The following is a 12,287-nucleotide window of genomic DNA, read 5'->3' as shown; positions in this document are numbered from 1 at the left end:
GGCGGGATCAAAACAAGTTTCCCGGGTATAGGCTGCGGTGCAAAAAAGAAACGCCGCTGGTCTCCCAGCGGCGTTTCCGATCTGACCTGATGGGTCGAATTACTGTTTGACGTCTGCTGCCGGGTTCGATCCGGCTTTGGCGCTGCGGCCCGGATTCAGCGGATCGTCCTGGCGCTGTACAGACCCTTCGAAATGCGCTCCGCTTTCGATGGCGATGGTCTTGTGGATGATGTCGCCTTCGACACGTGCGGTCGATGTCAGACGCACCTTGAGACCACGTACGCGACCCACAATACGTCCGTTGATCACGACGTCATCTGCGGTGACTTCACCTTTGATCGTTGCCGATTCACCAATTGTCAGAAGGTGAGCGCGGATGTCGCCTTCGACTGTGCCTTCCACCTGTATGTCACCAGAGGTTTTGATATTGCCAGTGATGTGCAGATCCGAAGACAGAACCGACGCAGGCGGCTTGGGCTTGGGTGCGGTGGCAGGTTTCGACTCGGTCGGTGCAGGGGCCGCTGGGGTCGCCGGAGCGGCTGGTTTGGCCGCCTCGGGTGCCTTGGATGCGGGCTCGTTGATTTTGCTTTTAGAAAACATTTCTCGCAGCCTTGATGTAAGTCATTGGGTTTACGGGTTTTCCGTTCACGCGCACCTCATAGTGCAGATGCGTGCCGGTCGACCGTCCGGTGCTACCCATATCAGCAATATGATCCCCGCGCGAGACCCTTTGACCAACCTTCACGTTGATCTTGGTGTTATGAGCGTAAAGTGTCTCAATTCCGAATGCGTGCTTGATTTTCACAAGCCGTCCGAAACCGGATTGCCAGCCTGCATGGGTAACGACGCCGTCTGCGGTCGCAAAGATATCCGTGCCTTGCGGCCCTGCGAAATCGACCCCGTTATGCATCCGGCGACCACCGGTTTTGGGGTCGCGCCGGCTGCCATAGCCGCTGGTGAAACGCACGGCCGAATGTACAGGATTGGCAAAGGGGGCCTTTTCCGCCGCAAGTCGGTAAAGGTTCAACTGATCCATCTGTTTCAGCAATGTATTCGCGCGGGCTTCCTCGGCGGACAACTCGTCCACCTCACCGCGCGTGCTAAGGGATAAAGGGGTCAGCGGACCGCCCATACCGCTGTATCCGCGCCGGACCTCTTCGATGATACGGTCTGTTGGCATTCCCGCCTGACGGAACATCTTGTCCAACGGCTCGACCGAAATCACCATGGCCTCTTCCAACTGCCGGAAAATCTCGTCGCTGCGTTCCTGCATAAGGCGAATTTCCAGCTCAAGATCATCGCGCTGGTCCAGTGCCTCGCGGGCGTCGGCGGCGATCTGATCGCGTTCCTCGGCCGTACGCGCCAGAGCGTCCGTCATGAAGGCCATCTGTACCGGCGCGCTGGAGGCCGTTACGTACATGTCTGTGTTGCTGTTTTCCTGCTTCAGCGCCGCCAGTTCCGCCCGCGCATCTTCCCGCTGTTTCATGGTTGTGCGCAGCGTGGTCTGAATGACTTCGATCCCCGTCTCAAGTTCGCGACGGCGGTTTTCCGAAGCCAGCAGTTCGGACTGCATGGCGGATATCTGTTCCAGCGCGGCGTTGAATCGATCCTGAGCGGCGAGGGCTTCCTGCGCACGGGCGTCGCGTTCTGCGGACAGGACATTCAATCGTTCCTGATAGGTTGCCTGGTCGCGTTTCGCCTGTTCCCGGAAGTTGCCCGAACCGATGCTGTCCATAAGCAGAATGGCAGTTGCGACCGCGGTCCATCCGACCATGACGGCAACACCGGCCACCGCGACCACCTGCGTTTCCGAGCTGAGACGGATAAAACGTGTATCTTTGTCAGACTTCAGAAAAACCCGGCGTTCCGGAAAGTACCGTTCAAATGCGGAGTGTATTTTTATTGCCAGACGTGTTCGCACGCGTCCTACCTCTCATCCCCAAGATCGGGACCGGTTGTGAGTGCCGGCCGCTCCTTGGGCCGACTGCATAAAGGGCAGGCAGCGTTCGGGCAAGTTTGTTGATCAGTCTGGCGCCAACTGCGTAGAAATCCCCCCAAAGATCGGCGGGAAATTGCCGAAAAGCATGTTGAGGCGTCAGTTGGTGATATCGCCGGGCGCGGGTAGGTCTTCGGTCAGCGGCCAGTAGAAATCGGGCGGCAACCCGGCCTCAGCCCGTTTTTCCTCGTTGAAGGGTGGTTTGAGGACGCCGTGGAAATACCGGCGTACCAATGCGTGAAACACATCCTTGGGGTCCGTGTTTTCCCGGCCGCATAGGAAGTGAAACCACTTAGACCCATAAGCGACATGGCCGACTTCTTCGGCATAGATCACCTCAAGTGCCGCGATGGCCTGCTCAGACTTGGCCTTGCGAAAAATCTCGATCATGCCGGGGGTCACATCCAGACCACGCGCTTCGAGAACCATCGGCACGACCGCAAGCCGTCCCATCAGGTCGTCTGCAGTGTCCTCGGCCGCGCGCCACATTCCCGCATGGGCGGGCAAGGCGCCGTAATGGCTGCCCATTTGTTCCAGACAATCGCAGACCATCTCGAAATGGCGCGATTCCTCTTCGGCGCATTTTACCCAATCGTCATAAAACCCGATCGGCATCGGCACATGGCCAAAGCGGGCAATGATATCCCAATGCAGATCGACGGCGTTCAGTTCGATATGCGCCACGGCGTGCAAAAGGGCGATGCGGCCCGCTTCGGTGCCCGGTTTGCGCTTTGGTACCTCGCGCGGAGACAGGAGTTCTGGCCGTTCCGGGCGCGCGGGTTGCAGCGGGGGTGACGCCGTCCCGATCTCGATCGGGGGCGCGTCGCCCTTGCGCGACGCAAACCACGCGGCGGCGTGCTGTTTGGACAGGGCGGTCTTTTCCCGACCTTCTGCCGTTGCAAGAACTTCAGTCGCCATCTGGGTCAGCGATTTGGACACCATTATTCTCCGCCTGGTTGATCCTGTGGCTCTTAAACCGGATGCCGACCGTGGTCGAGGGCGTTACATCGCGCGCACGGCTTCCAGCACCTCATCCACGTGGCCGGGAACTTTGACCTTGCGCCAAACGCGGGCAATTTTGCCTTCGGGGTCGATGATGAAGGTCGAACGCTCAATCCCCATCGACTTGCGCCCGTACATGTTCTTTTCGACCCACACGCCGTAGTCTTCACAGACGGTCGAGCTCTCATCCGACAACAGCGGTGTGGTCAGCCCATGCTTGGCGACGAATTTGTCATGTTTGGCGACGCTGTCGCGCGAGATGCCGAAAACTTGAGCGCCGGCATCGGCAAAGGCCTGAAGTTGTTCCGAGAAACCGATGGATTCCTTGGTGCAGCCCGGCGTATCATCGCGGGGGTAGAAAAACAGAACCACGGTGCTACCGCGCAACGCCGAAAGCGTCACCTCGCCGCCGCCGTCGCGCGGCAAAGTGAAGTCAGGGGCGATGTCTGAAACGTCGGGCATTGGAAACTCCGCTAAAGGTTTTTAAAGGCTGCCTGATATCATAGGGCAACGCGTGCGGGTTGGAAGGCGTGGATAGCAATTTGAAGCAGCACGAAGACGACGACGGAGCACAGCCCGTTAAGCCCGCGCGCCGTCGGTCTCGCCGCCGGGCCGCTGGTCTGTGGGCCATGCGCGGCACTTTCGTGCTGTTACTTCTGGCGCTGTTCACCGGTTTCATGGTTGTCGGACAACGAATGCACGCACCCGTCTGGCTGCGGGACAGGGTCGAAGCGCGGCTTGAGCAGGCTTTGGGCGGGCTCCAAATCCGGTTTGGCGATGTCAGTTTCATCATTCACGAGGGATGGCGACCCCGTCTGCGCCTGACGGATGTTGCCATCAGCGACGCTGAGGGTCGGCAAATTGCGCAGGTGTCCGACATGCGCGCCAGTCTGGCCATGCGCCCCTTGTTGCGTGGGCACGTTCGCCCCAAAAGAATAATTCTGAGGGGTGCGCAGATCGCCGTGACCCGGGACAAGGACGGGGCGCTGAGCCTTACGGTCGGGTCTGGCAGCGCACCGGTGCAGGAGGCCCCGAACCTGGCACAGCTTATCGAGGCTTCGGATCAGGTCTTCCTGTCTCCGGCGCTGTCGGCGCTGACCTCGGTCGAGCTTGATGCGATCACACTGGATTATCGCGATCTTCGGCAGGGGCGGTCCTGGATTCTGGACGGTGGGCATATTCAAGCCAACCGAGCCGGCAACGAAGTGCGCTTGGCGACCGGGTTTTCGGTTCTGGCGGGGCGTGACTATGTCAGTGCCATCGAGGCCAATTATACAAGCGTTCTGGGCACACCTGCCGCACAATTCGGAATCTCGGTCACCGATCTTCCGGCCGAGGACATCGCGGGCCAAACGCCTGCCCTTGCCTGGTTGCAGGTTCTGCGGGCCCCGATCTCGGGTGCCTTGCGCGGTGGTGTCGACGAAAACGGAGCGATCGGAACTTTGTACGCCACGCTGAATCTGGGGGCGGGGGCGGTGCAGCCAAACCCGGAAACACGCCCGGTTCCCTTCGAATCCGCGCGCACCTATTTCACCTATGATCCCAAAGGTCAGATTCTGGATTTCAACGAAGTTTCGGTGGTCTCGGCCTGGGGGGAGGTTCAGGCTGACGGAAAGGCGTATCTGGAAGGTGCAGAAGATGGCGTGCTGGACAGCCTGTCTGCACAGTTGCGGCTGTCCGGTATCAACGTGAACCCGGCAAACCTGTTCCCGCAACCTATTCAGCTTTCGCGGGCCAGCCTGGATTTCAAGATGGTCCTCAACCCGTTCCAGCTGCATCTGGGTCAGATGACCATTGAAGATCCGGGTCACACGGTGCGTGCCTTTGGCGTCCTGACCGGGCGGCCGGATGGCTGGGCCGTCAAGCTGGACGCACACCTGGATCAAATGACGTCGGACAAGGTTCTGGGATACTGGCCCGAACGTCTGGCCCCGAAACCGCGAGAGTGGGTGACCGAAAACCTGTACGAAGGGGTTCTGTCGGATATGGACTTTGCCCTGCGCCTGCTGCCCGGATCGAAACCGGATCTATATCTGGATTTCGGATTTGAAAAGGCGAAGATTCGGTTTGTCAAAACGCTGCCGCCGATCGAAAAGGCGCAGGGTCAGGCCAGCCTGATCAACAGCAGGTTCACGGTCACTGCACAGCAGGGTGTTGTGATTGCGGATGACGGCGGTGCTGTTGATGCGTCGGGGACGTCCTTCATCATACCCGACACGGATATCAAGAAATCCGCGCCTGCGATTGCGCGCATTAAGGCCAAAAGCAGCGTGACGGCCGCGTTGTCGTTGTTGGACCGGCCTCCGCTGGAATTGCTCAGCAAGGCGGGGTTGCCCGTTGACGTAGCGAAAGGAACGGTGTCGCTGGCGGGAACCCTTTCCTTGCCTTTGAAAAAGGGTCTCAAGTTTGACGAGACCGAGTTCCATTTCGACGGAAGGTTGGCCAACCTGTTCAGTGACCGCTTGGTGCCCGGATTTGACGTTAGTGCTGATCTTCTGGACCTTTCTGGTGATCAGTCCGGCGTTCAGATTCAGGGGCAGGGGCAGTTCGGGGACGTGCCGCTGACGGCGCTCTGGCGGCAGCCGATAGACGGCAAGTCTGAACAGCGAAGCACCCTGACCGGTCAGATCGAGCTGTCGCCGCGATTGATGGATGAGATCGGCGCCGGTCTGCCTCCGGGTATGCTGACCGGCAAAGGGATTGCAGATATCACGTTGGGGCTCGGCGCCGGGGTTGCCCCGAAATTGTCCGTCACGTCCGATTTGCAGGGCGTCGCGCTGGCCATACCCGAACTTGGTTGGAGAAAGGGGGCCAATTCGACCGGCTCTCTGACGGCCGAAGCGACTTTGGGATCGCAGTTGAAGGTGGATAGCCTGCGCATAAATGCAGCCGGATTGCGTACATCAGCCTCCATTACGTTTCGTGAAAACGGCGAATATGACCGGGTTCGCTTCACCTCTTTCGACCTCGGCGACTGGCTGGCGGTCCCGGCAGAGCTGATCGGGCGCGGAAACGCCATGCCGGACATCCGTGTGCTTGGCGGCGTCCTTGATATGGGCCGCGCGAATTTCGGCGAAAGCGGCGGATCGGGCGGCGGGGGCGGCGCCGGGCCTAAACTGGACGTGGCTCTGGATCGCCTACAGGTTACGGAAACCGTCGCGCTGACCGGGTTCCGGGGCGCATTTCAGACGACCGGCGGAATACAAGGGAACTTCACCGCGCAGGTCAATGGCGGCGCGCCGGTCAGGGGGCAGGTCAGCCCCAGAGGGAACCGAAGTGCTGTTGACCTTACGTCGCAAGATGCGGGGTCCGCGCTGCGATCGGCCGGAGTACTGACACAGGCGCGGGGCGGAGAAATGAATCTCAAGCTCGAACCTGTGACGGCACCGGGCAGCTATGACGTGATACTGAAAATCACCAACACACGGATTACCGACGCCCCGGCCATGGCGGCCTTGCTGAATGCCATCAGCCTTGTGGGCCTGTTGGATGAAATGGCGGGGCAGGGTATCTTTTTTGCAGCAATCGACAGCCGGATGCGTGTCACCCCCACGGACATCAAGGTGCTAAGCGGCAGTGCCGTCGGCCCGTCGATGGGCCTGTCTTTTGATGGCACCATCGATACGGTGAACGGATTGCTGAACCTGCGCGGTGCGATCTCGCCCATATACTTGCTCAACGCGGTCGGCAGCGTGTTCACGCGCAAGGGCGAGGGCGTCTTTGGCTTCAACTACACCCTGACCGGCCCGCTTGCCTCGCCCAAAGTGTCGGTAAATCCGTTGTCCGGTCTCGCACCTCTGTTCCTGCGCGACCTGATGCGCGCGCCGGCACCCAAAGTTCAGGATGGTCCGAACGCAGTGCCGCAGAAGCCGGATGAACCCAAACGCACATTCGGCTCATCCCCAAGTGACCGCTGACAGGATATGGCCGAATCTGATGCAGGGTTGTAAGGCGCGGGCATGAAACTTAGCGATTTTGATTTCCATCTGCCCGAAGACCTGATCGCCACGCGGCCGGCCAGCCCGCGTTCCTCTGCACGTCTGCTGGTGGCGCAGGGGGATGCAATCACGGACAGCCATGTTTTCGACCTGCCCGATTTCCTGCGGCCGGGTGACCGGCTGGTGTTGAATGACACACGGGTCATTCCGGCGCGACTGAACGGCCGACGCCACCGGGACAGCGCGCAGGGGCCGGTTTCCGCAGGGATCGAGGCCACTTTGCTTGATCCACAGGCCGATGGCACGTGGTCTGCGTTGATCAAGCCGCTCAAGAAGGTGAAGCTTGGGGAAGAGATTGTCTTCTCGGATGATCTCAGCGCCACGCTGGACAGGGTTGCGGATGGCCAGGCTTATCTGCGCTTCAATCTCAGCGGCGAGGATTTCGACGCGGCGCTGGATCAAGCCGGAGCAATGCCTCTGCCGCCCTACATCGCAGCCAAACGTCCGGCTGATGAACGGGACAAGACGGACTATCAGACCATCTGGGCAAATCATTCCGGTGCCGTGGCCGCCCCGACTGCATCATTGCATTTCGATGAGGCGCTGATGAAGGCGCTGGCAAAACGGGGGGTAAGCTTCACGCATGTGACGCTTCATGTGGGGGCAGGGACTTTTCTTCCGGTCAAGGTTGAGGATGTCACAACACACAAGATGCATGCTGAGTGGGGGCAGGTAAGCCCCGACGCCGCCGCTGAGATACAGGCAACCAAGGTCGCCGGCGGGCGGGTGATCCCGGTGGGGACAACGGCTTTGCGCCTGATCGAAAGTGCGGCACGGTCAGGACAGATCGAACCCTGGGAAGGCGAAACGGATATCTTCATCTATCCCGGTTTTGAATTCCACGTCACTGACGCATTGATGACCAATTTTCACCTGCCGAAATCCACGTTGCTCATGCTGGTTTCGGCGTTGATGGGGCAGGATCGGATGCGCGATGTCTACGCGCATGCCATCGCCCGGAATTACCGGTTCTTTTCCTATGGCGACGCGTCGCTTTTGATCCCTTGAGAGGCGCGGAAACAGCATCGCGGATCGGGAATGTCGTAGACAAGCGCGACGTAGGCGGTCTTTGATCGCAGAACGACACTAAAATCAGGTTGGCATTAGTCGGAGGCCCCAATGATTCAGGTCCTTTCCAGCGCATGGGCGCTGCTGCTCGGCATGGGGTTGCTGATGGTCGGAAACGGCCTTCAGGGCACGATTCTGGGTGTGCGGGGTGAGATCGAAGGCTTTTCGACCCTTGAGATGTCTTTTGTCATGTCGGCCTATTTTCTGGGCTTTCTGGGCGGCTCACGCCTTGCGCCCGAGATGATCCGGCGCGTTGGCCACGTGCGGGTCTTTGCGGCCCTTGCGTCATTTATTTCGGCCGTGATGATCATGTATCCCATGCTGACCAACCCGATCGCGTGGGCTTTGGGCCGGGTGGTGATCGGGTTCTGTTTTTCTGGCGTCTATGTCACTGCCGAAAGCTGGCTCAACAATGCGGCCAGCAATGAAAATCGCGGGCAGGCGCTGTCGCTCTATATGATCGTACAGATGACGGGGATCATCAGTGCGCAGGCGCTTGTTCTTGTCGGCGACCCGGCCGGTTACGAGACGTTTGTGATCGCCTCGATCTTGGTTTCAGTGTCCTTCGCACCGATTTTGCTGTCGATCTCGCCGACACCGGCCTTTGATACCACCAAACCGATGACCCTGAAGCAACTACTGGAAACCTCGCCTCTAGGCTGCGTGGGCATGTTTCTTCTGGGGGGTGTGTTTTCCGCGCAGTTCGGCATGGCGGCGGTGTATGGCGCCCGGGCAGGGCTGTCGCTTGTTGAAATTTCGACCTTCGTTGCGGCGTTTTATATCGGTGCTGTGGTTCTGCAATACCCTTTGGGCTGGTTCTCTGACCGTATGGATCGCCGCTTTCTGATCCTGCTTGTGGCGCTCGCCGGTGCCGGTGGCGCAACGATCGCTATGATGATGGGTGGATCGTTTCCAATTCTGCTTGCTTCGGCTTTCCTGATCGGCGGTATGTCCAACCCGCTATATTCACTGCTGATCGCGCATGCGAATGACTTTCTGGATCACGAGGACATGGCGGCCGCATCCGGTGGGCTGGTATTCATCAACGGTCTGGGCGCGATTGCCGGGCCGGTGATCACCGGCTGGCTGATGGGGGATGCCGTATTCGGGCCACCGGGCTTTTTTCTCTTTATTGCGGCACTGTTACTCGCAATGGCACTTTACGCTCTGTATCGGACGACGCAGCGGGCATCGATTCCTGTGGACGAAACCGGCACAATGTCGACGCTGTATCCAACAGCCTCGCCAGTTGCGTTTGAAGTGGCACAGGAAGTCGCCATCGAAGCCGCCGAGGCCGAACAGGCTGAGCAGGAAGATGCCTAGGACACAGGAATATGTCGCAAGTGTTGCAATATGTTACTGTAACAGTTCTGTAAAACGGCCTTAAATGACGTTACGTCCAAACTACGGGCACAAGACGGAGTTTAAGGCAATGGTAACGCCTGAAGAAGTATTGAGTTTTTGGTTAGATGAGGTGGGTCCAAAGGGCTGGTACATAGAGGATGAAGCGCTGGATTCAGAAATCCGCGCACGTTTTCAATCAACGTGGGAGGCTGCGGCCGAGGGCAAGTTTTCGCTCTGGCTGACCTATCCCAGCGGGTCACTGGCTTACATAATTTTGACGGACCAATTTCCACGCAACATGTTCCGCGGGCAAGCGCGTGCTTTCGCGACGGACCGAGCGGCCCTGGCAGCTGCAAAATGCGCGGTAGACAGAGGTTGGGACAAGAAGATCGATGAACCGGCCCGGCAGTTCTTTTACCTGCCGATGATGCATTCGGAGAATCTGTGCGATCAGGAACGCTGCGTGCGTCTGATCTGTCAGAACCTAAGCGGCGATACAAGCAATCTGCTGCACGCCCGTGCGCATCGTGAAGTGATCCGCAAGTTCGGTCGTTTCCCTTACCGGAACAAAGCACTGTCGCGCAGCTCGACCCCCCATGAAGAGGCTTACGTCGACATGGGCGGCTATGGCAGCACCGTGCGAGAACTGCAAGCGATGGCCTGAGATCGCAGATACAGGTTTTGCGCCTCGGTTGTTCGTGTGGGGCTTCAGGCTCCCGGCTCGCATCCTTTGAGCGCCAAGACCCGTTCGGACGCGATGTCTGCTCCGGTCTGTATGGCTTGGGCGATCAAAACCTCTGGTGTCTCTGCAAGTTCTGTGAATCGCTCCTGCGCAGTTTGTAGCTTTTGTTCAACTGCGTTCAGGCGGCGCAATGTTGCCTGAATATTTTGAGCGGTTTGACTGTCCGTAACTTGGTTTTCCCTCATCAGCGTCGTCAAATAACCGCGCAACGCGGAAAGCTCGCCCCGAATGCCCTTCGCCTCATCCCGAATAGGGGCAAGAACTTGCACTGTCTCTGAGAATTCCGCCGAGACGCTTTCGACTTTCGATGCCAGCTTCCAGCCTAAAAACAAGCACAGCGCCACAAGTATCAAAGTTGCGTTTAGCAGAGCAAGCGCCAGATCTTTTAGTGTTTTGGCCATGGTAAACCCCTTGAATTCAATGTGTTCACAAATGTCCGAGCGGCGTCGGCGTTTCTGTTCTAGCCATAGCATGGGCCTGCGTATAGGCTGAAATCCGCATATTCAGGTTAGGTTTACCCTGCGTCTCATTTGTCGCGGGAACGCGTGTTGATGCGTTTCTGAAAATAGTTTAACGGTAAACTAAATTTTCACCACCTGCGCCGAGAGGAACACATGGCTGCACAATCCTATGATCTGATCGTAATCGGGGCTGGCCCCGGTGGCTATGTCGCCGCCATCCGTGCGGCCCAGCTTGGACTGAAAACCGTCGTGGTCGAGCGGGAGCACCTTGGTGGCATCTGCCTGAACTGGGGGTGCATTCCGACCAAGGCATTGCTGCGGTCCTCCGAAGTGTTCCATCTGATGGAACGCGCCAAGGATTTCGGATTGAAGGCCGACAAGATCGGTTACGATCTGGACGCGGTCGTCAAAAGATCCCGTGGCGTCGCCGGGCAGCTTTCAGGTGGCATCGGCCATCTGCTGAAGAAGAACAAGGTCGCCGTGGTGATGGGTGAGGCAACAGTCCCCGCAAAAGGCAAGGTCAGCGTCAAGACCGACAAGGGCACCGAAGAACTGACGGCCAAGAACATCATTCTTGCAACCGGCGCACGGGCCCGCGAACTGCCCGGTCTCGAGGCTGACGGCGATCTGGTCTGGACGTACAAGCACGCGCTGCAGCCGCCCCGGATGCCAAAGAAGCTGCTGGTCATCGGCTCGGGCGCGATCGGAATCGAATTTGCCAGTTTCTACAACACGCTGGGGGCCGATACGACGGTGGTCGAGGTGATGGACCGCGTGTTGCCCGTGGAAGATGCGGAAATCAGTGCCTTGGCCAAGAAAGCCTTCACCAAGCAAGGCATGACCATCATGGAAAAAGCCATTGTCAAGCAGTTGGATCGCGGCAAGGGCAAGGTCACCGCTCATATCGAGGTCAAGGGCAAGGTTGAAAAGCACGAGTTCGACACCGTTATCTCGGCTGTCGGGATTGTTGGGAATGTCGAAAACCTCGGGCTCGAGGCGCTGGGCGTCAAGATCGACCGCACGCATGTGGTGACGGATGAATATTGCCGCACCGGCGTCGATGGCCTTTATGCGATCGGTGACATCGCGGGCGCGCCCTGGCTTGCACATAAAGCCAGCCACGAAGGTGTCATGGTTGCCGATCTGATCGCGGGCCAGCATGCGCATCCGGTCAAGCCCGAAAGCATCGCCGGATGTACCTATTGTCAGCCGCAAGTGGCCTCGGTGGGATATACCGAAGCCAAGGCCAAAGAGCTGGGCTATGACATCAAAGTGGGTCGCTTCCCCTTCATCGGCAACGGCAAGGCCATTGCTCTGGGCGAACCGGAAGGTCTGATCAAAACCGTGTTCGACGCCAAGACTGGCGAACTGCTGGGGGCCCATATGATCGGCGCGGAAGTCACGGAACTGATTCAGGGTTATGTGGTTGGGCGGCAGCTGGAGACCACCGAAGAAGACCTGATGAACACGGTCTTCCCGCACCCGACTCTGTCAGAAATGATGCATGAAAGCGTGTTGGACGCTTATGGCCGCGTGATCCACATGTAACGTCATACGCGTGTTGCGGTCGGACAGGGGGCTCTGCCCCCGCCTTGCTGCGCGCGGCTCCCCCGGGATATTTTGGGCCAGATGAACAAGGGATCCTTTATTCATCTGGCGTCAAATATCCCGGAGCG

At 58.8% G+C, this 12,287-nt stretch carries 10 protein-coding genes; 5 read left to right on the top strand and 5 right to left on the bottom strand.

The genetic code is table 11. The features are described from left to right. Window positions 1-99 precede the first annotated feature (99 nt). The 4 genes from FIU92_RS09260 to FIU92_RS09245 form a co-directional block, all read right to left on the bottom strand. Window positions 100-600, bottom strand: coding sequence for a polymer-forming cytoskeletal protein (locus FIU92_RS09260; RefSeq protein WP_117868644.1), 501 nt, complete (start codon window positions 598-600; stop codon window positions 100-102). Beyond that, on the bottom strand, window positions 590-1,921 hold the full coding sequence (locus tag FIU92_RS09255) for a M23 family metallopeptidase (protein ID WP_152458294.1): 1,332 nt from the start codon (window positions 1,919-1,921) through the stop codon (window positions 590-592). Before FIU92_RS09255 ends, FIU92_RS09260 begins: the two co-directional genes overlap by 11 nt. Window positions 1,922-2,095: 174 nt before the next feature. Then, a complete protein-coding gene (locus FIU92_RS09250) occupies window positions 2,096-2,914 on the bottom strand; it encodes a ferritin-like domain-containing protein (RefSeq protein ID WP_371419746.1) in 819 nt (272 codons plus the stop codon). Between the two features lie 84 nt (window positions 2,915-2,998). Continuing rightward, window positions 2,999-3,460, bottom strand: coding sequence for a peroxiredoxin (locus tag FIU92_RS09245; RefSeq protein WP_152458292.1), 462 nt, complete (start codon window positions 3,458-3,460; stop codon window positions 2,999-3,001). 68 nt (window positions 3,461-3,528) lie between these two features. Between FIU92_RS09245 and FIU92_RS09240 the strand changes: the two genes are divergently transcribed. From FIU92_RS09240 to FIU92_RS09225, 4 genes are all read left to right on the top strand, one after another. Then, window positions 3,529-6,915 (top strand): DUF3971 domain-containing protein, encoded by a 3,387-nt coding sequence (locus FIU92_RS09240; protein WP_254705282.1) that lies wholly within the window; start codon window positions 3,529-3,531, stop codon window positions 6,913-6,915. Between the two features lie 42 nt (window positions 6,916-6,957). Further along, window positions 6,958-8,004, top strand: a complete 1,047-nt coding sequence (gene queA, locus FIU92_RS09235) for a tRNA preQ1(34) S-adenosylmethionine ribosyltransferase-isomerase QueA (protein WP_152458290.1) — start codon at window positions 6,958-6,960, stop codon at window positions 8,002-8,004. Window positions 8,005-8,115: 111 nt separating this feature from the next. Continuing rightward, the gene (locus tag FIU92_RS09230) at window positions 8,116-9,387 is read left to right on the top strand and encodes an MFS transporter (RefSeq protein WP_152458289.1); all 1,272 of its coding nucleotides are present in this window, start codon (window positions 8,116-8,118) and stop codon (window positions 9,385-9,387) included. A gap of 109 nt (window positions 9,388-9,496) precedes the next feature. After that, entirely contained in the window at window positions 9,497-10,072 is a 576-nt protein-coding gene (locus tag FIU92_RS09225) for a DUF924 family protein (protein ID WP_152458288.1), read from the top strand. A 44-nt stretch (window positions 10,073-10,116) separates the two neighbouring features. Here the strand turns inward: FIU92_RS09225 and FIU92_RS09220 are convergent, their stop codons facing one another. Beyond that, on the bottom strand, window positions 10,117-10,551 hold the full coding sequence (locus FIU92_RS09220; RefSeq protein WP_152458287.1) for a hypothetical protein: 435 nt from the start codon (window positions 10,549-10,551) through the stop codon (window positions 10,117-10,119). Window positions 10,552-10,764: 213 nt separating this feature from the next. Between FIU92_RS09220 and lpdA the strand changes: the two genes are divergently transcribed. Then, window positions 10,765-12,159 carry a dihydrolipoyl dehydrogenase gene (gene lpdA, locus FIU92_RS09215; protein WP_152458286.1) on the top strand — a complete coding sequence of 465 codons (1,395 nt, stop codon included), beginning with the start codon at window positions 10,765-10,767 and terminating at the stop codon, window positions 12,157-12,159. Window positions 12,160-12,287 lie beyond the last annotated feature (128 nt).

The organism is Ruegeria sp. THAF33, from assembly GCF_009363615.1.
Lineage (GTDB): Bacteria > Pseudomonadota > Alphaproteobacteria > Rhodobacterales > Rhodobacteraceae > Ruegeria.
The sequence above is the reverse complement of the archived record's forward strand: the minus strand, read 5'-3'. Positions and strand labels throughout refer to the sequence as shown.

Excerpts from the sequence above, each read along its gene's own strand:
- FIU92_RS09220 (WP_152458287.1), bottom strand. The coding sequence starts at position 10,551 with ATGGCCAAAACACTAAAAGATCTGGCGCTTGCTCTGCTAAACGCAACT.
- FIU92_RS09245 (WP_152458292.1), bottom strand. The coding sequence starts at position 3,460 with ATGCCCGACGTTTCAGACATCGCCCCTGACTTCACTTTGCCGCGCGAC.
- queA (WP_152458290.1), top strand. The coding sequence starts at position 6,958 with ATGAAACTTAGCGATTTTGATTTCCATCTGCCCGAAGACCTGATCGCC.
- FIU92_RS09225 (WP_152458288.1), top strand. The coding sequence starts at position 9,497 with ATGGTAACGCCTGAAGAAGTATTGAGTTTTTGGTTAGATGAGGTGGGT.
- FIU92_RS09250 (WP_371419746.1), bottom strand. The coding sequence starts at position 2,914 with ATGGCGACTGAAGTTCTTGCAACGGCAGAAGGTCGGGAAAAGACCGCC.
- FIU92_RS09230 (WP_152458289.1), top strand. The coding sequence starts at position 8,116 with ATGATTCAGGTCCTTTCCAGCGCATGGGCGCTGCTGCTCGGCATGGGG.
- lpdA (WP_152458286.1), top strand. The coding sequence starts at position 10,765 with ATGGCTGCACAATCCTATGATCTGATCGTAATCGGGGCTGGCCCCGGT.
- FIU92_RS09260 (WP_117868644.1), bottom strand. The coding sequence starts at position 600 with ATGTTTTCTAAAAGCAAAATCAACGAGCCCGCATCCAAGGCACCCGAG.